The following is a 21,291-nucleotide window of genomic DNA, read 5'->3' as shown; positions in this document are numbered from 1 at the left end:
GCGGGTGTCAGGCGCCGCGCAGCACCGCGCCCGTCCGCTCGGCGGCCAGCGCCACCGCGGCGTCCCGGGCGGCCGACGCCTCCTCGACGGTCAGCGTGCGGTCGGCGGCGCGGAAACGCAGCGCGTACGCCAGGGACTTGCGGCCCTCACCGATCTGCTCGCCCTCGAAGACGTCGAACAGCCGGAGGGACTCCAGCAGTTCGCCCGCGCCCTCGCGCAGCGCGCGCTCGACGTCGGCGGCCGGCACGTCCTTGCCGACGACCAGGGCGACGTCCTGCGTGGCGACCGGGAACGCCGAGATCCGCGGCGCGCGCAGCGCACCGGCCGAGGCGCGCTCGACGGTGTCGAGGTTCAGCTCCATCGCGCACGTACGGGCGGGCAGGTGCAGCGCCTTGACGACGCGCGGGTGCAGCTCACCGGCGTACCCGACGATCTGCTCCTCGCCGCCGACCACGACGGCGAGCTCGGCGCAGCGGCCCGGGTGCCACGGCCCGTACTGGCCCTGGCGGACGATGAGCTCGGCGCCGGCCTCGCGGGCGACGCTGCGGGCGGCCTCGACCGCGTCGGCCCAGTCGGCCGGGCGGTCCTGGCCCCACCAGCCGGCCTGCTCGCGCGCCCCGGCGAGGACGACCGCGACGTGGCGCGGCTGCGCGGGGAGCGGGGCGTTGAGGGCCGCGATCTCCTCGTCGGTGGGACGGCGGTCGACGGGCAGCACCACGGCGGTCCCGGCCTCGTCGGCCGGGTGGAAGACCAGCCCGGTCTCGAAGAGCGCCAGGTCGTGGCTGCCGCGCCCGTCGTTGCGGCGCAGGGCGCCGAGCAGCCCGGGCAGCAGCGTGGTGCGCATCGCCGGCTCTTCGTCGGAGAGCGGGTTGACGAGCGTGACGACCTTGCGGTTCGGGTCGTCCGCCGCGAGGCCCAGCTGGTCGAAGACCTGCGGGGAGACGAACGGGTAGTTCGGCGCCTCGACGTACCCGGCGCCGGCGAGCACCCGTCCGACGCGGCGGTGCAGCCGCTGCCGCGCGGTCAGGCCGCGGCCGGCCGGGGGCTTGGGCAGCGTGGACGGGAGGTTCTCGTACCCCTCCAGCCGGATGACCTCTTCGGCGAGGTCGTTCGGGTGGGCGAGGTCGGGCCGCCACGACGGGACGGTGACGGTCAGCTCGTCCTGACCCAGGACGTCGCAGCCGACCTCCTGGAGGCGGCGGACGACGGTCTCGCGGCCGTAGACGACACCGGCGACGCGGTCGGGGTGGTCGGCGGCCATCGTCACCGTGCGCGAGGCGGACGGCGCGACGATCTCGGTGACACCGGCCTCGGCGGTGCCGCCCGCGAGCAGCACCAGCAGGTCGACGGTGCGCTGCGCGGCAGCGGCGGCGGCCTGCGGGTCGACGCCCCGCTCGAAGCGCCGGGACGCCTCGGAGGACAGCTTGTGGCGGCGCGCGGTGCGGGCGATGGAGACCGGGTCGAAGTGGGCGGCCTCGATGACGACCTCGGTGGTGCCGCGCACCTCGCCGGTCTCGGGGTCGGTGACGGAGTCGGCGATCTCGGTGTTCGCGCCGCCCATCACGCCCGCGAGGCCGATGGGCCCGCGCTCGTCCGTGATCACCAGGTCCTCGGCGTCGAGGACGCGCTTGACGCCGTCGAGGGTGGTGAACTTCTCGCCCTCCTCCGCGCGGCGCACGCCGATCGCCCCCTGGACGCGGGTGCGGTCGTACGCGTGCAGCGGCTGGCCGAGCTCGAGCATCACGTAGTTGGTGACGTCGACGGCGAGCGAGATCGGGCGCATGCCGGCCTTCTGGAGGCGGCGGCGCAGCCAGATCGGGGAGCGCGCCTCGGGGTCGAGCCCGACGACGGTACGCGCGGTGAAGCGGTCGCAGCCGATCGGGTCGGAGACCTTGACGGGGTAGCCGTACGCGTTCGGCGCGGGCACGTCGAGGAGCGCCGGGTCGCGCAGCGGCAGGCCGTAGGCGGTGGCGGTCTCGCGGGCGACGCCGCGCATCGACAGGCAGTAGCCGCGGTCGGGCGTGACGGCGATGTCGAGGACCTCGTCGTACAGCTCCAGCAGCTCGGTGGCGTCGATGCCGATCTCGATCTCGGGCGGCAGCACGATGATGCCGTGTGTGCCGTCGTCGCCCATGCCGAGCTCGTCGGTGGAGCAGATCATGCCGCGGGAGATCCGGCCGTACGTCTTGCGCTCGGCGATCCGGAAGTCGCCGGGGAGCACGGCGCCGGGCAGGGCCACGACGACCTTGTCGCCCTCGGCGAAGTTCCGGGCGCCGCAGATGATCTCCTGCGGCTCACCGGTGCCGTTGGCCTGGCCGACGTTGACGGTGCAGAAGCGGATGGGCTTCTTGAACTCGGTCAGCTCCTCGATGGTGAGGACCTGGCCGACGACCAGCGGGCCGGTGAGCCCGGCGCCGAGCTGCTCGACGGTCTCGACCTCCAGGCCCGCCGACACCAGCTTGGCCTGTACGTCACGGCCGGTTTCCGTCGCCGGCAGGTCGACGTACTCCCGCAGCCACGAAAGCGGGACCCGCATCAGATCTCCATCCCGAACGGCCGGGTGAACCGGACGTCACCCTCGACCATGTCTCGCATGTCTTCTACGTTGTGGCGGAACATCAGCATCCGTTCGATGCCGAACCCGAAGGCGAAGCCGCTGTACTTCTCCGGGTCCACGCCGCAGGCGGTCAGCACCTTGGGGTTGACCATGCCGCAGCCGCCGAGCTCGATCCAGCCCTCGCTGGAGCAGGTGCGGCAGGGGCGGTCGGGGTTGCCGACGGACTCGCCGCGGCACACGTAGCAGACCATGTCCATCTCGGCGGACGGCTCGGTGAAGGGGAAGAAGTTCGGCCGGAGCCGGGTCTTCATGCCCTCACCGCCGAAGAGCGCCTGGACCATGTGGTCGAGGGTGCCCTTCAGGTCGGCCATGGTCAGGCCCTCGTCGACGGCGAGCAGCTCGACCTGGTGGAAGACCGGGGTGTGCGTGGCGTCCAGCTCGTCCGTGCGGTACACGCGGCCGGGGCAGATCACGTACACCGGGGGCTCGCGGTCCAGCATGGACCGGACCTGGACCGGCGAGGTGTGCGTGCGCAGCACGACGCCGGAGCCGGAGGTGCCCTCGGCGTCGGTGACGAAGAAGGTGTCCTGCTCGCCGCGGGCGGGGTGGTCGACGGCGATGTTGAGCGCGTCGAAGTTGAGCCACTCGGACTCGACCTCGGGGCCCTCGGCGACCTCGTAGCCCATGGCGACGAAGACGTCCTCGATGCGCTCCATGAGGGTGGTCAGCGGGTGGCGGGCGCCGGCCGGCACGCGGTCGTACGGAAGGGTGACGTCCACCGCCTCCTCGACCAGCACGCGCGCGTCGCGCTCGGCCTCCAGCTCCGCCTGGCGGGCGGCGAGTGCCTTGTTCACGGCACCGCGGGCCTGGCCCACGCGCTTGCCGGCCTCCGCCTTCGCGTGCGGGGGCAGGGCGCCGATCTCCCGGTTGGCGAGCGACAGCGGCGAGGTGGGGCCGGTGTGCGCGATCTTCGCCTCGTGGAGCGCGTCGAGGTCGCCGGCGGCGGCGAAGGCGGCGAGCGCCTCGTCCCGCATGCGCTCGATCTCTTCCGGTTTCAGTGCCTCGACCTCGACAGGGTCGTACGACTTATTGGGTGCCGACATCTCTTCCGTACTTCCGTGGGCTGGCTGGGGCCCCCGCTCGACGACCGAGGACGCAAAGGTGCCAAAGGACGAGTCTAACGGGGTATGGGGTGGCGGATGAGCCGAGGATCAGCCCGTGGACACCTGCGCGGCCTCTGTTACGCCAGATAGGCCGGGGCGCTCACGGGCAGCGTAAATCGGAACTCGGCGCCGCCGGCCGGTCCGCGGCCGACGGTGATCGTCCCGCCGTGCGCCTCGACGATGCCCTTGACGATGTACAGGCCGAGGCCGGTCCCGCCGCGCTTGCTCCCCCGCCAGAAGCGGGTGAAGACACGGCCCATCGACTCCTCGGGGATGCCGGGGCCTTCGTCGCTCACGGTGACCGCCGTTCCCTTCTCCTCGTCGTCGGCGCCGGTGGGTGCCACCTCGATGGTGACGGTTCCCTCGCCGTGCCGCACCGCATTTTCGAGCAGGTTGCCGAGGACCTGGTCGATCTTGTCGGGGTCGGCCCACAGATCGGGCAGCGGGCGGCGTACGCGCACGAAGAAGCGGTCCGGGGACTGGCCGCGCGCGGTGTGGGCCTGGATGTGGCGGCCGATGGCCGCGGCGATGTCGACGGGCTGGCGGCGCACCTCGAGGCGGCCGGAGTCTATTCGGGAGATGTCGAGCAGCTCGGCGATCAACCGGGTGACGCGGCCCGCGTCGGCGTCCACGGTCTCCAGCATCAGCCGCTTCTGGTCGTCGGTGAACCGCTCCCACTTGGCGAGGAGCGTGGCGGTGAAGCCCTTGACGGAGGTGAGCGGGGAGCGCAGCTCGTGGGCGACGGTGGCGATCAGTTCGGCGTGGCTGCGTTCGGTACGGCGCCGGGCCTCGGTGCCGCGCAGGGTGACGACGACCTTCCGGACCGGGCCCAGGGGGTGCTCGCGCACGTAGCGGGCGGCGACCAGGACCTCCCGGTTGCCGGGCAGCAGCAGGTTGCGCTCGGGCTGGCCGCCCCGGATGGCGAGCCCGCCGTACGGGTCGGTCAGCGCCCACCAGCGGCGCCCCTTGAGGTCCTCCAACGGGAGGGCCTCCTCCAGCGGGCGCCCGAGGGCCGCGTCGCGGCGGACGGCTGTGAGGCGCTCGGCGGCGGCGTTGAAGCAGACCACGGTGCCGTGCCGGTCGGCGATGACCAGGCCGTCGGGCAGGTCGTCGGGCTCGTAGGCGCGGGCGGACGCGTAGGCGTCCGGCGCGGCGGCGGGCGCCGGGGACGCGCCGGGGGCGGCGGGCGTGCGTTCGGCGGCGGACTCGGCGGGCGCGCCGGGCGCGCTGGGTGCACGTTCGGCGGGCGCGTTGAGTAAAGCGCCCCGCTTCGCCGACGGCCTGCTCGTCCCGGGTGTCATCCCCGAATCCCACCCCTCCGTACCGCACAGTGGGCCGTTCCCCCGGCCCGCCAGCCTACTAGCTGGAGGTGACGGAGCGGCACCCTCCGGCAGCGCGCTGCGCACGCGCGGAGCCGTAGAGACATACGGCGGCGGCGGTGGCCAGGTTCAGGCTCTCGGCCTTGCCGTGGATCGGTACGCGGACGACCGCGTCGGCGAGGGCGCGGGTCTCCTCGGGGAGGCCCCAGGCCTCGTTGCCGAAGATCCAGGCGGTGGGGCCGCCCATGGTGCCCGCGTCGAGCTCGGCGTCCAGGTCGGCCTCGCCCGCCCCGTCGGCGGCGAGGATCCGCACTCCGGCGCCCCGGAGCCCGGCGACGGCCTGCTCGACGGGGACGCCGACCGCGACCGGCAGGTGGAAGACGGAACCGACGGAGGCGCGTACCGCCTTGGGGTTGTACAGGTCGACGGAGGCGTCGGTGAGGACCACGGCGTCGGCGCCGGCCGCGTCGGCGCAGCGCAGCACGGTGCCGGCGTTGCCGGGGTCGCGTACGTGGGCGAGGACGGCGACGAGCTTGGGGCGGCCCTTGAGGATCTCCTCGAAGGGCGAGTCCAGGAACCGGCAGACGCCGAGGAGGCCCTGCGGGGTGACGGTCTGGGAGACCTCGGCGAGGACGGCGTCGGAGGCGTGGTGGACGCGGGCGCCGGTGGCGCGGGCGGCCTCGACGATGTCGGCGTACCGCTCGGCGGCCTCGACGGTGGTGAACAGCTCGACCAGCGTCGGCTCGCCGCCGCTGCGGTGGGCGACGGCCTCCCGCACGGCCTGCGGGCCCTCGGCGATGAACCGCCGCTCCTTGCCCCGGAAGTTCCGCTTGGCGAGCCGCCGGGCGGCGATGACGCGCGGGGAGCGGGGGGAGATCAGCTCGGGGAGCTCGGGGGTGCCCATGGTGGTCGGCGGCTCTCTTCTCGTACGCACGGGGTGGAACAGACCGGACCCGCAGGCGCTGGGCCTGCGGGTCCGGGCGGAAGTCCTACTGCCTGGGAGATCAGGCGGCGGCCTTCGGGGCGTTGACGTCGCTCGGGAGCGCCTTCTGGGCGGCCTCGACGAGCGCGGCGAACGCGTTGGCGTCGTTGACGGCCAGCTCGGCCAGGATCTTGCGGTCCACCTCGATGTTGGCGGCCTTCAGACCCTGGATGAAGCGGTTGTAGGTGATGCCGTTGGCGCGGGCAGCGGCGTTGATGCGCTGGATCCACAGCTGACGGAAGTCGCCCTTGCGCTTCTTGCGGTCGTTGTAGTTGTAGACGAGGGAGTGGGTGACCTGCTCCTTCGCCTTGCGGTACAGGCGCGAGCGCTGGCCGCGGTAACCGCTGGCCTGCTCGAGGATCGCCCGGCGCTTCTTGTGGGCGTTGACTGCCCGCTTGACGCGTGCCACGTGTTAACTCCTTGTAGCGGGGTCGTGGTTGGACTCACACGACCCGGAAACGAATGGATCCCGGCGGTGACCGGATGCCCCCGTCACCGAGGGCGGGAGGTCAATCAGATGCCCAGCATCTTCTTGATCTTGGCGCTGTCACCCGGGGCCATCTCGGCGTTGCCGGTGAGGCGACGCGTCAGCTTGGACGACTTGTGCTCGAGCAGGTGGCGCTTGCCGGCGCGCTCGCGCAGCACCTTGCCGGAGCCGGTGATCTTGAAGCGCTTCTTGGCACCGCTGTGCGTCTTGTTCTTCGGCATAGCGCCGTTCTCTCCTCGTCAGTGGCGCTCCCAGCCGGTCCGGGGACCGGCACGCGGGAGCGTCAGGTGTATCGGTTGAGTCCTGGGCGGATGCCCCGGACACAGGCCCTCGGGGACCTCGGGCCTACTGGGCGGACTCCGCCTCGGCGGGCTGCTCCACCTCGGTGGGCTCGTCCGCCTGAGCGGGCTGGCCCTGGCGCTCCGCCTTGCGGGCGGCCTGCGCCTCGCGGGCCTCGGCCATGGCCTCGGTCTTCTTCTTGTGCGGACCGAGAACCATGATCATGTTGCGGCCGTCCTGCTTCGGGTTCGACTCGATGAAGCCGAGGTCCTGGACGTCCTCCGCGAGCCGCTGCAGCAGTCGGTAGCCGAGCTCCGGCCGGGACTGCTCGCGACCACGGAACATGATCGTGATCTTGACCTTGTCGCCCTGCTTGAGGAACCGGACGACGTGACCCTTCTTGGTGTCGTAGTCGTGCGGGTCGATCTTCGGCCGGAGCTTCATTTCCTTGATGACCGTGTGCGCCTGGTTCTTGCGCGCCTCACGGGCCTTCATGGCCGACTCGTACTTGAACTTGCCGTAGTCCATGAGCTTGCAGACCGGCGGCCGTGCGGACGCCGCGACCTCAACCAGGTCCAGGTCGTACTCCTGCGCAAGCTCCAGCGCCTTGGCGAGCGGCACAATGCCCACCTGCTCGCCGCTGGGACCGACAAGTCGCACCTCGGGAACGCGAATCCGGTCGTTGATGCGGGGCTCGGTGCTGATGGATCCTCCTCGGTAGCACCACGCGACCGCCTGGCGGACGGACGCGTAACGTCTGTTTAGTGAGACCAACCGCACCGGCGCATGAAAAATGCCCCGGACGGGACACAGGCGGGGCTCCTCGTGCTACCGGAGCACCGCCGCGGTCAACCGCGGGGCGCGCATTCGGACGGCCCCATCGTCCGTACGGAACGATGGTCGCCGTCTGACCGGTGACCCGCCGTCCCGGAGGACGGCCAGGTGGGAGAGCGGAGCCTCCACTTGTGGGCCGGAGCACGAGTCGTGTCCGGCCGGTCGTCACACCAGGTTAGCAGCTCCCCGGGGGTGCGGCTAACTGTGAGGCGTACGCCTATCGTGGGCGTCATGAGTGACGCCACGCCGAGCAACCCCTCCGCTTCCGACTCCGCCTCCGGTGCGGAGACGACCGATTTCGAGACCATGACCCGCGACATCGCGGAGGTGCCCGCGGTCGAGGTGATCGTCACGGTCGCCGTCAACCTGATGAGCGCCGCGGCCGTGAAGCTCGGTCTCACCGAGGAGGGCGACCAGTACAAGGACCTCGACGAGGCGCGCAAGCTGATCCACGCGCTGGCGGGTCTGCTGGACGCGGGCGCGACGGAGATCAGCTCGTTCCACGCGGCGCCGCTGCGCGACGGGCTGAAGTCGCTGCAGCTGGCGTTCCGCGAGGCGTCGATCGTGCCGGACGAGCCGGGTCAGGGGCCGGGCGAGAAGTACACGGGCCCCGTTTACAGCTGATCGCTCACGGTCTCACGTAGAAGGGCTCGCCCGGAGGGGTGGCCTCGGCCGGCAGGAGTGCCAGGTCCAGGCCCCGCACCAGGCGGGCCCTCAGTGTTTCGTCGGCCGCGAGCGCGCGGGCCACGCGCTGGGCGGTCTCCGCGGGCGGCGCGGCCGGACCGGTGACGAGCGCGAGCGTGCCGTCCGCGCCGCCGCCTGGCACCAGGTACGCGCGGAGCACGGCCGGCTCGGCCGCCACCACGGCGCGTACCGCCTCGGTGACGGCGGGGTCGGCGAGCGGGTCGGTCGTCGTGCGGCCCTCGGCGGCGGCGAGCAGCGCGCGGCCGGTCAGCTGGTACGGCACCGGTCCCGCGAGGTCCAGCACCAGCGTGTCGGCCTTCTCGTGGGCGGCCGCCTGGAGCGCCTGGTGCAGCGGTACGGCGACGGGGCGGGCGGCCGGGTCCCAGCGGGCCAGGGACTCGAGGGAGGTGAACGCGGGCAGCGCGCGGCGGTCGCCGGCGGTGAGCGTGGGCACGGCCATGTCGCTGGTCTTCTCGCGGCGCAGCCCGGTCTCCTCGTCCTCCTCCACCTCGCCGAGGACGGCGACGACGGGGACCAGCAGCCGGGCGCCCTTGAGCGCCGCGAGCACGCGCGGCTCGGCCGACCGGTCCTCGGCCCAGGCCGCGAGGGCGGCGGTGAGCTCGGGGTCGGCGGTGCCGTCGTCGTCGGAGAAACCGGGGTCGGGGATGTTCTTGAGCGCCACGCGTCGAGCCTATCCGGGCGTCAGTACCCGTTCGCGCGGCCCCCTCGCCACAGGACGACGGCGACGATCACCAGCAGGACGCCGACGCCGCCGGTGACGGGCGCGATCAGCCCGGTGCCCGCCTCCTCCTCGGGCTCGGGGCTGGGGCCGGTGCCGAAGTAGCGCTTGGCGTAGCCGGAGGTGGCGGCCTTCGGGTCGGCCGGGCGCAGCGTGCGGCCCGCCTCGATCGCCGCGGCGGGGTCGACCGTGCCGTAGCCCTTGTCGTCGTCGTGGCCGCCGCTCTCGGGGCGGTCGCGGGCCGTGTCGGCGAGGAGTTTCTTGATCTGGGCGGGCGTCAGTCCGGGGTGGGCGGCGCGGACCAGGGCGACGGCTCCGGAGACGAACGCGGAGGCGGCGCTGGTGCCCCAGCCCTGGTAGTACTTGCGGTCCGGGTCGGGGATGACGATGTCGACGCCGGGCGCGCTGACGGTGGCGTACCAGCGGCTGGTGGAGAAGGCGGCGTGCGTGCCGTAGCGGTCGACGGCGGTGACGGCGATGACGCCGGGGTAGGCGGCGGGGTACGAGATGTGGTCGCCCTTCTCGCCGCCGTTGCCGGCGGAGGCGACGACGACCACGCCCTTGGAGAGGGCGTACTGGACGGCGGCGTCCTCACCGGCGTCGGGGTGGGCGGACTCGCTGTCGTCGCCGAGGGAGAGGTTGATGACGTCGGCGCCCTGGTCGACGGCCCAGCGGATGCCCTTGGCGAGGGCGGTGCCGCGCGTGGCGCGGGCCTTGGTGCGGGCGGGGTCGGCGCCTTCGAGGATGACGCGGACGGGGAGGATCTTCGCCTCGGGCGCGATGCCGAGGACGCCGTCCTGGTTGCCGCGCCCATGGCCGTGACCGGCGATGATCCCGGCCATGGCGGTGCCGTGGCGGGCCCAGGCGCGGTCGCCGCGGCCGGCGCCGAAGCCGATGAGGTCCTTGCCGGGCAGGACGTTGCCCGCGAGGTCGGGGTGGGTGTCGTCGACACCGGTGTCGAGGACGGCGACGGTGACCCCCGCGCCCTTGGTGGTACGCCACGCCTCGGCGGTGTGCATGGCCTCCAGGCCCCACTGCTGCGCGCGGATCGCGTCGGCGTGGGCGGGGGCGGCGGGCAGCAGCGCGAAACCGACGGCCGCGAGGGCGGCGGCGAAGGCGCGCGGGCGGCGTCTCACTGCGGCTCCTGGGTACTGGTGGCCTTGGCGAGGGCGGCGCGCAGGCCGCGCTCGACGCGGTCGGCTATGCCCTTGGCCTCATGTCCGAGGCCGGCCTGGGCGGACGCGGTCGTCTGGCCCTCCGCCATCGCCTCGGCGGCGGGCTGCGGATCGGGGACGGTACGGCCGTCGGCGAAGCCGGAGACCGCGTACACGATCACCGGTGCCTCGGTGAGGACGCTCACCCGCCAGCTGGCGCGCTGCTTGTCGCCGAAGCCGGCGGCGACGGTGCCGGGGGCCGGGAGGGTGCGGGGCATCAGGTCGGGGCGCTCGTCGAGGCTCTCGTCGCCGAAACGCGCCCTGAGGGCGGTCATGGCGGTGGCGTCGGCCTGGGTGAAGACCATGCCGACGGTGGTGACGCTGGTCGAGGTGGCGTCGGTGTACGTGGCGCGCAGCACGCGTGCGCAGCCGACGGGGCGCAGCGCCTTGAGGAGCAGCGGGTCGAGCGCCCCCGCGCAGGGGCCGTCGGGCGCCACGGCGACGCGCGTCCACACCCGGTCGGCGCGGCCGGGACCGGCGTCCTCGCCCTTGAGGGTGCGGGGGAAGAGGGTGTCGACGGGGACGCTGTGCCAGAGGGTGCGGGCCTCGGTGTACGCGGTACGGGCGGCCGGGTCGGGGCTCGGGCCCCCGGCGAGCCACGCCCCGGCCACGGCGCCGCCGATCAGCCCGAGCCCGAGCACCAGGCACGCGAGGGCGGCCCCGGTGCGCGCGGGGTGGCGGTCCCGGACGGGCCGCAGGCGCGTGGTCTGCTCCACGGGCGCCTCGGGGGGCAGCGGCCCCCAGTAGGCGTGCGGGGCGCTGACGGGTGGGCCGGAGGGCGCCGGTCCGAGGTGGACGGACCCGACGGGAGGTCGCCGCGAGGGCGCCGAAGCCACGGCCGGGGCGCCGGCCGGTGCCCCGGCCGGGGCGGACTGATGCGGTACGGGCCTCAGCCGCGCGGTGCTTTCGGCGCCCGGCTCCTGCCGCACGGGGCGGAGACGCGCGGTGGTCTCGACGGCGGCGGGCGCGGGCTGCTGGGGCGCGGCGGGGGGCTGGGGCGCGACGGGGGCCTGCGGCCGCGGTACGCCGGGGGCGCGCGGCGGCTGGGCGGCGGCGGGCGCGGGCTGGCGGGGGGCGGCGGGGCGCGGGGGCACGACCGGCGGCGAGGTCGGTGGCGGCGTCGGCGGGGAGGCCGGCGCGAGCGGAGGCAGCGGGGCGGCCTGGCGCGGCGGGGAGGCTGGCGGGGTGCTCTGGGGCGACGGGGAGGTCGGCGGTTCAGCCGGCGGGGTGTTCTCGGCGAGCGGGGGCAGCGGGGCGGCCGTCCGTGCCGCGCCGGAGGGCGCGGACTGCGGGACAGCCGGGGCCGGCGCTTCCGGAGGCGTGGGGCGTTCCGGCGATGCGGGGCGTTCCGGAGGGAGGAGGGCGTCGGTGATGCGGGAGGACGGGCGTCGTGCTTCGGTGCTCATCCGCCCCCCTGGTTGTCGTCCGGATCGCCTTTCGGGGCAGGCCCGTTCGTCGGCGCGTGTCGTCACTCTAAGGCTTCCTCCCAGGTCCGCCGCAACGCGGCCGCGGGTGGGCGGCGGGGGCCCGCACCGATCTGACCGGAACATCCCCCTACCCGGAGGTAGCACCGTCTGGCAGGCTCGGGCCATGACTCCCCGTGCCGCTGACCGGGCCCGGTACGACCGGGCCACCGCCCATCTCGACGCGCCGCTGGCCGTCGTCGATCTGGAGGCGTTCGACGCGAACGCCGACGACCTGGTCCGCCGGGCCGGCGGCAAGCCGGTCCGGGTGGCGAGCAAGTCGGTACGGTGCCGGGCGCTGCTGGAGCGGGTGCTCGCGCGGGACGGGTTCGCCGGGATCATGTCGTTCACGCTCGACGAGTCGCTGTGGCTGGCGCGGGCGGGGTTCGAGGACGTCCTGCTGGCGTACCCCTCGGTCGACCGGGCCGGCTTCTCGGAGCTCGCGCGGGACCCGAAGCTCGCGCGCGCGGTGACGGTGATGGTCGACGACCCGGCGCAGCTGGAGCTGATCGACCGGGCCCGTGAGGGCGGGGCCGAGGAGATCCGGGTCTGTCTGGAGCTGGACACCTCCCTGCGCCTGCTGGGCGGTCGCGTACGGATCGGGGCCCGGCGCTCGCCGCTGCACACGCCCGCGGAGGTGGCCGAGGTGGCCCGGTCGGTGGCGCGGCGGCCGGGGTTCCGGCTGGTCGGGCTGATGGCGTACGAGGGGCACGTCGCGGGGGTCGGGGACGCGGTCGCGGGGCGGCCGGCGCGGTCGCGGGCCGTGCGGCTGATGCAGGCGGCCGCCCGTAGGGAGCTGGCGGTCCGGCGGGCGGCCGTGGTGGACGCGGTCCGGGCGGTGGCGCCGGAGCTGGAGTTCGTCAACGGCGGCGGTACGGGGAGCGTGCAGCACACCGCGGCCGAGGACGCGGTGACGGAGATCGCGGCCGGGTCGGGGCTCTACGTGCCGCGGCTGTTCGACCACTACACCTCCTTCACCGGCCGGCCGGCCGCGCTGTTCGCGCAGCCCGTCGTCCGCCGCCCGGGCGTGGGCGCGGTCACCGTGCTCGGCGGCGGCTACCCCGCGTCGGGCGCGCCGGGCAGGGACCGGCTGCCGGTGCCGTACCTGCCCGAAGGGCTGCGGTACGACCCGCAGGAGGGCGCGGGGGAGGTGCAGACGCCGCTGCTGGGCGCCCCCGCCGACGATCTGCTGATCGGCGACAAGGTGTGGTTCCGGCACGCGAAGGCGGGCGAGCTGTGCGAGCGGTTCGACGCGCTGCACCTGATCGAGGGCGACCGGATCACGGCGACCGTGCCGACGTACCGGGGTGAGGGCCGGACGTTCCTCTGAGGGCCGGACGTTCCTCTCAGGCCCTCACGGCCCTCACGGCCCGATGGAGCTGCCGACGCCGCCGCCCGTGGCACTGCCGATGGGGCGGATCCCGCGCGTGATCTCGTCCATGAGGGTCAGGGGCGGCCCCTCCGGGCCGGCGTCGAAGGCGAACCGTACGACCACCGGGGTCCCGTTGCCGGAGGGGGCGGGAAAGGCGAGCGACTGGACGTAGCCGCCCGGGCCGTTGCCGGTGGTGACCTGCCAGCGGACCAGGTGGCCGGTACGGCCGGCGACGACGGCCGGGCGCGAGGCGATCACCTTGTGGGAACGGATGCCGCCGTGGAGGCGGTTGCCGAGGGCGTCCTCCTCGTACGCGCGGTCCGCGGCCGTCACGATGTCCTGTTCGGCGATGGCCTTGACGGTGCTGCCCTCCGGCGCGCTGACGGTCCAGGAGGTGACGGTCCCGGGCTTGCAGAAGCGGCTCGTGTCGCCGGGGCAGGGTACGTCGGCCACGGTGGTCACGGTGGCGACGTCGGCCGTGGTGTGCTCCGGCTTCTCCCAGCCGTCGGGGACGGGGAGCGTGATGCCGTTGAGCTGGTCGACGACGACCGCGGGGTCGCCCTCGGCGCCGGCACCGGAGGGGGAAGGCGTGGGCGTCGCCGGGGTCGTCGTCACCGGGGCCGTGGGGGAGGGCGGCGGGGCGAGGGCCTCGTCGTCGCCGGAGGGCCGGAGGACGACCGCCGCGACGGCGACCGCCGCCACCAGGACGGTCCCGGCGACGGCGAGCGGAAGCACACCGCTCCGGCCTCTCGGGGGGCGGCCGGCGGGGCGGGTGCGGCCGGTCCACGCGGTGCCGTCCCACCAGTGCTCGACGGCGGGGTTGCCCGGGTCCGGGTACCAGCCGGGAGGAGTCGTCATGCTCATCCGATCAGCGTAGGCAGCCGGACGCCGTACGACGACGCCCGGCCACCCGCGCGGTCCCTACAGGGGCGTGACGTACGCCCCGGAGATGCCGCCGTCGACGAGGAAGTCGGTGGCGTTGACGAAGGACGAGTCGTCGCTGGCGAGGAACGCGACGGCGGCCGCGATCTCCTCCGCCTCGGCGAAGCGCCCGACCGGGATGTGGACGAGGCGGCGCGCGGCCCGCTCGGGGTCCTTGGCGAACAGCTCCTGCAGGAGCGGGGTGTTGACCGGCCCCGGGCACAGGGCGTTGACGCGGATCCCCTCGCGGGCGAACTGCACGCCCAGCTCGCGTGACATGGCGAGCACGCCGCCCTTGGAGGCGGTGTACGAGATCTGGCTGGTGGCCGCGCCCATGCGGGCGACGAAGGACGCGGTGTTGATGATGGAGCCCTTGCCCTGGCGCCGCATGTAGGGGATGGCGGCCTTGCAGCACAGGTAGACCGAGGTGAGGTTGACCTCCTGGACGCGCTTCCACGCCTCCAGGCCGGTCTCCAGGATGGAGTCGTCGTCGGGCGGGGAGATGCCCGCGTTGTTGAAGGCGATGTCGACACTGCCGTACGTGTCGTACGCCGTCTTGAAGAGCGCCTCGACCTGTTCGGCGTCGGTGACGTCGACGCGTACGAAGGTGCCGCCGACCTCGTCGGCCGCGGCCTTGCCGGCCTTCTCGTCGATGTCGCCGCAGACGACGTGGGCGCCCTCGGAGGCGAGGCGGCGGGCGGTGGCGAGGCCGATGCCGCTGCCGGCGCCGGTGATGACGGCGGTACGGCCGACCAGGCGGCGGCAGACGGTGTTCTCGTTGGTGGCGGTCATGGGGTCTCAGGCCTCCGTGCTGATGAAGACGTTCTTGGTTTCGGTGAAGGCGGTCAGGGCGTCGGGGCCGAGCTCACGACCGAGGCCGGACTGCTTGAAGCCGCCGAACGGGGTCCAGTAGCGGACGCTGGAGTGGGAGTTGACGGAGAGGGCGCCCGCGCGGACGGCGCCGGAGACGCGCAGGGCGCGGCCGACGTCGCGGGTCCAGATGGAGCCGGACAGGCCGTACTCGGTGGCGTTCGCGAGCCGTACGGCGTCCTCCTCGTCCTCGAAGGGGAGGACGACGGCGACCGGCCCGAAGATCTCCTCCATGGCGGCGGGCGCGTCCGCCGGGAGGCCGGTGAGGACGGTGGGCGGGAACCAGAAACCGGGTCCCTCCGGGGCCTTCCCGCGGATCGCGGCCGCGTCCTCGGGGACGTACCCGCGCACCCTCTCCAGCTGCGTGCGGGAGATCAGCGGGCCCATCTGCGTCCGCTCGTCGGACGGGTCGCCGACGACGACCTCCTCGATGGCGGGCGTGAGGAGCTCCAGGAAGCGGTCGTACGCGCTGCGCTGGACGAGGATGCGGGTGCGGGCGCAGCAGTCCTGGCCGGAGTTGTCGAGGAACGCCATGGGGGCGGTGGCCGCCGCGGCCTCGATGTCGGCGTCGGCGAAGACGATGTTGGGGCTCTTGCCGCCGAGTTCGAGGGTCACGCGCTTCACGCGGTCGGCGCACTTCGCCATGATCTGCTTGCCGACGCGCGTGGAGCCCGTGAAGACGATCTTGGCGACGCCGGGGTGCTCGACGAGGGCGTTCCCGGCGACGGCCCCGGCTCCGGGCAGCACCTGGAACAGGTGCTCCGGGAGGCCCGCCTCCAGGGCGAGCTCGGCGAGCCGCAGCGCCGTGAGCGGGGTGGTCTCGGCGGGCTTGAGGACGACGGCGTTGCCGGCCGCGAGGGCGGGGGCGGTGCCCCAGGCGGCGATGGGCATCGGGAAGTTCCAGGGGGCGATCACGCCGACGACGCCGAGGGGTTCGAGGATCGTGACGTCGAGGCCGCCGGGGACGGGGATCTGGCGGCCGTTCAGGCGCTCCACTCCCCCGGCCGCGTAGTCGAGCAGGTCCCGGACGTTGCCGGCCTCCCAGCGGGCGTTGCCGAGGGTGTGGCCGGCCTCGCGGACCTCCAGCCGGGCCAGCTCCTCCCGGTGGTCGTCGACGACGGCGGCGAAGCGGCGCAGGAGGCGGGCGCGGTCCGCGGGGGCTGCGGCGGCCCAGGTGCGCTGGGCGGCGGCGGCGCGCGTGACCGCGGCGTCGACGTCGGCGGCGGTGGCCGCCGGGACGGTGGCGACGACCTCTTCGGTGGCGGGGTTCAGTACGAGGTGTTCGGTGGTCTCTTCGGTGCTCAAGAGGAGGGCCTCACATGCGTTCGAAGGAGCGGCGCAGCTCCCAGTCGGTGACCGCGGCGTCGAAGGCGTCCAGTTCGACCCGCGCCATGTTGCGGTAGTGGGCGACGACCTCGTCCCCGAAGGCCGCCTTCGCCAGGGGGCTGTTCTCCCACAGTTCGGCGGCCTCGCGCAGGGTGGTCGGCACGTGGGCGTAGTCGGCGGTGTAGGCGTTCCCGTCGCACGGCTCGGGCAGCTCCAGCTCGTGCTCGATGCCGTACAGACCGGCCGCGACCAGGCCCGCGACGGCGAGGTGCGGGTTGACGTCACCGCCGGGGAGGCGGTTCTCGAAGCGCAGGGAGCGGCCGTGGCCGACCACCCGGAGGGAGCAGGTGCGGTTGTCGTATCCCCAGGCGACGGCGGTGGGGGCGAAGGAGCCGGGCTGGAAGCGTTTGTACGAGTTGATGTTGGGTGCGTAGAGGAGGGAGAAGTCGCGGAGCGCGGCGAGCTGCCCGGCGAGGAAGTGGCGCATGACCGGGGACATGCCGCCGGGTCCGTCGCCCGCCATGGCGTTGCGGCCCTCGGCGTCCTGGAGGGAGAGGTGGATGTGGCAGGAGTTGCCCTCGCGCTCGTTGTACTTCGCCATGAAGGTGAGCGAGACGCCCTCCTGGGCGGCGATCTCCTTGGCGCCCGTCTTGTAGACGGCGTGCTGGTCGCAGGTGACCAGGGCTTCGTCGTACTTGAAGGCGATCTCGTGCTGCCCGGGGTTGCACTCGCCCTTGGCGGACTCGACGGTGAGGCCGGCGGCTGCCATCTCGTTGCGGATGCGGCGCAGGAGGGGCTCGATGCGGCCGGTGCCGAGGACGGAGTAGTCGATGTTGTACTGGTTGGCCGGGGTGAGCCCCTTGTACCCGGCGTCCCATGCCTGCTCGTAGGTGTCCTTGAAGACGATGAACTCGAGCTCGGTGCCGACGTGCGCGGTGTAGCCGTGTTCGGCGAGCCGTTCCAGCTGGCGGCGCAGGATCTGGCGGGGCGCGGCGACGACCGGGGTTCCGTCGCTCCAGGCGAGGTCGGCGATGAGGAGCGCCGTGGCCTCGTTCCAGGGGACGCGCCGCAGGGTGGTCAGGTCGGGGCGCATGGCGAAGTCGCCGTAGCCGTTGTTCCATGAGGACATCGCGTAGCCGTCGACGGTGTTCAGCTCCACGTCCACGGCGAGGAGGTAGTTGCAGCCCTCCGTGCCGTGCTCGAGCACGTCGGAGAGGAAGAAGGGTGCGGCGAACCGCTTGCCCTGGAGCCGCCCTTGCATATCGGGGAAGGCCAGGACCACTGTGTCGATCTCACCGCTCGCGACGAGGGCGCGCAGCTCCTCGACGGTGAGCGGGGGTTTGCGGTCTGCCACGGGAATGCTCCTCCTTCGGTCAGCCGGGAGCCATAAGGTATTGCCGGAGACCATTGCTTGGGAAGGGGAAACCGCGAGGTGGCGAAGAAGAGCGAACCGGAGGACCGGCTGACACCGGTCCTGCGCCCGGTGCGGGCGGGCAACGGCTTCGAGGAGGCGCTGGAGCAGATCCTCCAGGTCGTACGGCTCGGCCTGGTGCCCGGTGGCGAGCGCCTGCCCGCCGAGCGGGAGCTGGCCGAGCGGATGGGCATCAGCCGGGTCACCCTGCGCGAGGTGCTGAAGGTGCTCCAGGAGCAGGGGCTCGTGGAGAGCCGGCGCGGCCGCTACGGCGGAACGTTTGTGCTGCGCCGCGACCGCGCGCCCGGCGACCAGGGCGAGGACGAGCTGCGCCGCCGCGTAGCCGCCGTCGACGTCGAGGACACGCTGCGCTTCCGCGAGGTGCTGGAGGTGGGCGCGGCCGGGCTGTGCGCGGTGCACGGGCTCTCGGAAGAGGGCGCGGAGCGGTTGCGGACGGCGCTGCGGGCGACGCACGACGCACCGCTGGACGACTACCGGCGCCAGGACACGCTGCTGCACCTCACGCTGGCGGAGCTGTCGGGGTCGCCGACGCTGACGGCGCAGTACGCGGCGGTCCGGGCGACGGTGAACGACCTGCTGGACTGCATCCCGCTGCTGGTGCGGAACCTGGAGCACTCGCAGCACCAGCACACCGCGCTGGTGGAGGCGGTGCTGGAGGGGGACGCGGACGCGGCGCGCGAGGTGATGCGGGAGCACTGCGCGGGGACGGCTGCGCTGCTGCGCGGCTTCCTGGCGTGAGCGCGGCCGGGGCGCGGGGCCCGGCGTAACCGGAACGTAACGCACGGGGGTTGCGCTCCCCTCCCGGCCACCGCAAAGGTATGGGTCCATTCCATTGGGCCCCGACCGATGCGGGAGCACGCTGCCATGACGCTGGAAGAAACCAAGGACGCCCCGGTCCCTGCGGACGACTACTTGAAACGACGGGCCCTGCGGCAGGGCAGCGCGGGCTGGCTGCTGCTGACCGGTCTGGGGGTCGGTTACGTCGTCTCGGGCGACTTCTCCGGCTGGAACATCGGCCTGGCGGAGGGCGGTTTCGGCGGGCTGGCCATCGCCACCCTTCTGATGGGCGTGATGTACGCCTGCCTGGTGTACGCGCTCGCCGAGCTGTCCGCGATCCTCCCCGCCGCCGGAGGCGGTTACGGCTTCGCGCGCCGCGCCCTCGGCACCTGGGGAGGCTTCCTGACCGGGACGGCCATCCTCATCGAGTACGTCCTGGCCCCGGCCGCCATCTCCATCTTCATCGGCGACTACGTCGAATCGCTCGGCCTGTTCGGCCTGGAGTCCGGCTGGCCGGTCTACCTCGCGTGCTTCGTCGTCTTCATCGGCATCCACCTGTGGGGCGTGGGCGAGGCGCTGCGCTTCAGCCTCATCGTGACGGCGATCGCGGTGGCGGCGCTGCTGATCTTCGCGGCCGGCGCCTTCACGGAGTTCCGCGCCGACGGGCTGGACGACATCCCGGTGGACGGGTCCGCCTTCGGGGCGAGCTCCTGGCTGCCCTTCGGCCTGCTCGGCATCTGGGCGGCCTTCCCCTTCGGGATGTGGTTCTTCCTCGGCGTGGAGGGCGTGCCCCTGGCCGCCGAGGAGGCCAAGGACCCGGTGCGGTCCATGCCGCGCGCGCTCTCGCTGTCGATGATGGTTCTGGTGCTGCTCGCCGTCCTGACGTTCTTCGCGGCCACGGGGGCTCGCGGCTCGGCCGCGATCCAGGACGCGGGCAACCCGCTCGTCGTCGCGCTCCAGGGGGACGGCGGTCCGACCCCGCTGAGCCGGTTCGTCAACTACGCGGGCCTGGCGGGCCTGGTGGCGTCGTTCTTCTCCCTCATCTACGCGGGCTCGCGCCAGCTGTTCGCCCTGTCCCGTGCGGGCTACCTGCCCCGCTTCCTGTCGCTGACGAGCCGCCGCAGGTCGCCGTACCTGGGGCTGCTGATCCCGGGCGCGATCGGCTTCGCGCTGGCGGCCGGGACCGGCGACGGCGCGCGGATGCTGAACATCGCCGTCTTCGGCGCCACCATCAGTTACGCCCTCATGGCGCTGTCCCACATCGTGCTCCGGCGCCGCGAGCCGGACCTGCCGCGCCCCTACCGGACGCCCGGCGGGGTCCTGACGTCCTCCGTCGCGCTCGTCCTCGCGCTCTCCGCCCTGGTGGCGACGTTTCTGGTGGACGTGGACGCGGCACTCATCGCGCTGGGGGTGTACGTCGTCGCCCTCGCGTACTTCGCGTTCTACAGTCGGCACCGTCTCGTCGCGAGCGCGCCCGAGGAGGAGTTCGCGGCGCTGGCGGCGGCCGAGGCCGAGCTCGAACGCAACTGAAACGCAACCGAGAGGAACCACCCGTGCCGAAGCCGCTCATCGGCGTCACCACCTACCTGGACCGCGCCCGGTGGGGCGTCTGGGACATGCCGGCGGCGCTGCTGCCGGAGTCGTACCCGCGCCTGGTCCAGGCGGCGGGCGGCATCGCCGCGATGCTCCCGCCGGACGCACCCGCCACGGCCCCGGAGGCGGTGGCCCGCCTCGACGCCCTGGTCGTCGCGGGCGGCGCCGACGTCGACCCCGTACGGTACGGCGCCGAGCGCGACCCCCGCACGGGCCCGGCGGCGGCGGAGCGGGACTCCTGGGAGCTCGCGCTGATCGACGCGGCCCTCGCGACCGGCACGCCGCTGCTGGGCGTCTGCCGCGGCATGCAGCTGCTCAACGTGGCGCTCGGCGGCACGCTGGTGCAGCACCTGGACGGGCACACCGGCGGCCCCGGCGTCTTCGCCGCCCACACGGTGAAGCCGGTCCCGGGCACGCGGTACGCCTCCCTGGTCCCGGAGGCGGTGACGGTCCCGACGTACCACCACCAGGCGGTGGACCGGCTGGGCCGCGGCCTGACCCCTTCGGCGCACGCGGAGGACGGCACGGTGGAGGCGGTCGAGCTGCCGGGCACGCGCTGGGCGATGGGCGTGCAGTGGCACCCCGAGATGGACGCCGACCTGCGGGTGATGGAGGGACTGGTCGCGGCGGCGTCGTGAGACGCGTGAGGCCCGGCCCGCTGATAGCGGACCGGGCCTCACGTGCGCGCGCCGAGCCTCAGGCGGCCGGGAGCCGGGGCAGCTCCTTCGGGAAGGTCCGCGCCTCCTGGCAGTCGACGGCCTCGTACGTGTGGCGGGCGAGCTGGTAGGCGAAGTCGACGAGGACCTGGCGCAGCTCGTTCCCGTGGACGCGGGTGTCGCCGATGGTGCGGGCGTCGACGGTCAGCGCATAGGCCTCCCGCGCCTCGCCGCTCTTCATGCCAGGCGTGGTGCAGGGGATGTACACGTACGCGGTGTCCGGGTGCACCACGGCTCTGATGTCGCCGGACGACACCTCGACGGGGTCCGCGTCATACGGCTCCTTCGCGTAGTAGTCACGCCACGGGCCGAGAGCCGAATCCCGCGACTCCACCTCACCCGAGATGACGGAGCCGCCGCTGGTGCGTACGTAGCAAGCGAAGAAAAATTTTCCTCTCCCATGCAAGACGAGCTTTCCCCGCTCCTCGGCCGCGCGCGCCGAGGGCAGGGCACGCGCCGCCGTCTCCCGGCTCACCGCACCGTCGCACGGCCGGGGCGACAGCCGGTCGATACCCTTGGTGAAGATCTCCAGGTATCCGAATACCGCCACAGTCACCAACAGG

The 21,291-nt window shown here is 73.5% G+C and carries 20 protein-coding genes; 5 read left to right on the top strand and 15 right to left on the bottom strand.

From position 1 onward, the window contains the following. Positions 1-7 precede the first annotated feature (7 nt). The 7 genes from pheT to infC all read right to left on the bottom strand — a co-directional run bounded on the left by pheT (position 8) and on the right by infC (position 7,561). Positions 8-2,536, bottom strand: coding sequence for a phenylalanine--tRNA ligase subunit beta (gene pheT, locus AB0A69_RS18250; protein WP_361422301.1), 2,529 nt, complete (start codon positions 2,534-2,536; stop codon positions 8-10). Beyond that, positions 2,536-3,660 (bottom strand): phenylalanine--tRNA ligase subunit alpha, encoded by a 1,125-nt coding sequence (gene pheS, locus AB0A69_RS18245; protein WP_361422298.1) that lies wholly within the window; start codon positions 3,658-3,660, stop codon positions 2,536-2,538. Before pheS ends, pheT begins: the two co-directional genes overlap by 1 nt. Positions 3,661-3,797: 137 nt before the next feature. Then, positions 3,798-5,021, bottom strand: coding sequence for an ATP-binding protein (locus tag AB0A69_RS18240; protein WP_361422295.1), 1,224 nt, complete (start codon positions 5,019-5,021; stop codon positions 3,798-3,800). A 58-nt stretch (positions 5,022-5,079) separates the two neighbouring features. Next, complete coding sequence (locus AB0A69_RS18235) at positions 5,080-5,943, bottom strand: RNA methyltransferase (RefSeq protein WP_361422485.1); 864 nt, start codon at positions 5,941-5,943, stop codon at positions 5,080-5,082. 100 nt (positions 5,944-6,043) lie between these two features. Beyond that, complete coding sequence (gene rplT, locus AB0A69_RS18230; RefSeq protein ID WP_031080021.1) at positions 6,044-6,430, bottom strand: 50S ribosomal protein L20; 387 nt, start codon at positions 6,428-6,430, stop codon at positions 6,044-6,046. A gap of 104 nt (positions 6,431-6,534) precedes the next feature. Next, positions 6,535-6,729, bottom strand: coding sequence for a 50S ribosomal protein L35 (gene rpmI / locus AB0A69_RS18225; RefSeq protein WP_010476245.1), 195 nt, complete (start codon positions 6,727-6,729; stop codon positions 6,535-6,537). A 124-nt stretch (positions 6,730-6,853) separates the two neighbouring features. Then, the gene (gene infC / locus AB0A69_RS18220) at positions 6,854-7,561 is read right to left on the bottom strand and encodes a translation initiation factor IF-3 (protein WP_355362395.1); all 708 of its coding nucleotides are present in this window, start codon (positions 7,559-7,561) and stop codon (positions 6,854-6,856) included. A gap of 291 nt (positions 7,562-7,852) precedes the next feature. Between infC and AB0A69_RS18215 the strand changes: the two genes are divergently transcribed. Next, a complete protein-coding gene (locus tag AB0A69_RS18215) occupies positions 7,853-8,245 on the top strand; it encodes a DUF1844 domain-containing protein (RefSeq protein WP_361422291.1) in 393 nt (130 codons plus the stop codon). A gap of 4 nt (positions 8,246-8,249) precedes the next feature. Here AB0A69_RS18215 and AB0A69_RS18210 read toward each other — a convergent pair whose 3' ends face one another. The 3 genes from AB0A69_RS18210 to AB0A69_RS18200 are packed head-to-tail and all read right to left on the bottom strand — an operon-like array spanning position 8,250 to position 11,664. After that, complete coding sequence (locus tag AB0A69_RS18210; RefSeq protein ID WP_361422288.1) at positions 8,250-8,987, bottom strand: SseB family protein; 738 nt, start codon at positions 8,985-8,987, stop codon at positions 8,250-8,252. Positions 8,988-9,007: 20 nt separating this feature from the next. After that, positions 9,008-10,180, bottom strand: a complete 1,173-nt coding sequence (gene mycP, locus AB0A69_RS18205; RefSeq protein ID WP_361422285.1) for a type VII secretion-associated serine protease mycosin — start codon at positions 10,178-10,180, stop codon at positions 9,008-9,010. Beyond that, positions 10,177-11,664 carry a hypothetical protein gene (locus tag AB0A69_RS18200; RefSeq protein WP_361422282.1) on the bottom strand — a complete coding sequence of 496 codons (1,488 nt, stop codon included), beginning with the start codon at positions 11,662-11,664 and terminating at the stop codon, positions 10,177-10,179. Before AB0A69_RS18200 ends, mycP begins: the two co-directional genes overlap by 4 nt. A 184-nt stretch (positions 11,665-11,848) precedes the next feature. Here AB0A69_RS18200 and AB0A69_RS18195 point away from each other — a divergent pair, with 184 nt between their 5' ends. Beyond that, positions 11,849-13,051: an amino acid deaminase/aldolase gene (locus AB0A69_RS18195; RefSeq protein WP_361422279.1), complete on the top strand. Its 1,203-nt coding sequence runs from the start codon at positions 11,849-11,851 to the stop codon at positions 13,049-13,051. Between the two features lie 33 nt (positions 13,052-13,084). On the opposite strand, the gene AB0A69_RS18190 is transcribed toward AB0A69_RS18195, so the two are convergent. The 4 genes from AB0A69_RS18190 to AB0A69_RS18175 are packed head-to-tail and all read right to left on the bottom strand — an operon-like array spanning position 13,085 to position 17,564. Then, complete coding sequence (locus tag AB0A69_RS18190) at positions 13,085-13,957, bottom strand: DUF2510 domain-containing protein (RefSeq protein WP_361422276.1); 873 nt, start codon at positions 13,955-13,957, stop codon at positions 13,085-13,087. A gap of 57 nt (positions 13,958-14,014) precedes the next feature. Continuing rightward, a complete protein-coding gene (locus tag AB0A69_RS18185) occupies positions 14,015-14,806 on the bottom strand; it encodes a 3-oxoacyl-ACP reductase (RefSeq protein ID WP_361422273.1) in 792 nt (263 codons plus the stop codon). Between the two features lie 6 nt (positions 14,807-14,812). Further along, entirely contained in the window at positions 14,813-16,189 is a 1,377-nt protein-coding gene (locus tag AB0A69_RS18180; protein ID WP_361422270.1) for an aldehyde dehydrogenase family protein, read from the bottom strand. A 10-nt stretch (positions 16,190-16,199) separates the two neighbouring features. Then, positions 16,200-17,564, bottom strand: coding sequence for a glutamine synthetase family protein (locus tag AB0A69_RS18175; RefSeq protein ID WP_361422267.1), 1,365 nt, complete (start codon positions 17,562-17,564; stop codon positions 16,200-16,202). Between the two features lie 78 nt (positions 17,565-17,642). On the opposite strand from AB0A69_RS18175, the gene AB0A69_RS18170 reads away from it, so the two are divergent. From AB0A69_RS18170 to AB0A69_RS18160, 3 genes are all read left to right on the top strand, one after another. After that, entirely contained in the window at positions 17,643-18,380 is a 738-nt protein-coding gene (locus tag AB0A69_RS18170) for an FCD domain-containing protein (RefSeq protein WP_361422264.1), read from the top strand. 126 nt (positions 18,381-18,506) lie between these two features. Further along, the gene (gene eat, locus AB0A69_RS18165; RefSeq protein ID WP_361422261.1) at positions 18,507-19,949 is read left to right on the top strand and encodes an ethanolamine permease; all 1,443 of its coding nucleotides are present in this window, start codon (positions 18,507-18,509) and stop codon (positions 19,947-19,949) included. Positions 19,950-19,972: 23 nt separating this feature from the next. Further along, the gene (locus AB0A69_RS18160; RefSeq protein ID WP_361422258.1) at positions 19,973-20,650 is read left to right on the top strand and encodes a gamma-glutamyl-gamma-aminobutyrate hydrolase family protein; all 678 of its coding nucleotides are present in this window, start codon (positions 19,973-19,975) and stop codon (positions 20,648-20,650) included. A 58-nt stretch (positions 20,651-20,708) separates the two neighbouring features. Here AB0A69_RS18160 and AB0A69_RS18155 read toward each other — a convergent pair whose 3' ends face one another. Continuing rightward, positions 20,709-21,284 carry a hypothetical protein gene (locus AB0A69_RS18155; RefSeq protein ID WP_361422255.1) on the bottom strand — a complete coding sequence of 192 codons (576 nt, stop codon included), beginning with the start codon at positions 21,282-21,284 and terminating at the stop codon, positions 20,709-20,711. Between the last annotated feature and the right edge of the window lie 7 nt (positions 21,285-21,291).

Source organism: Streptomyces sp. NPDC045431 (genome assembly GCF_040646655.1).
Lineage (GTDB): Bacteria > Actinomycetota > Actinomycetes > Streptomycetales > Streptomycetaceae > Streptomyces.
This window is presented reverse-complemented; position numbering and strand designations above follow the sequence as displayed.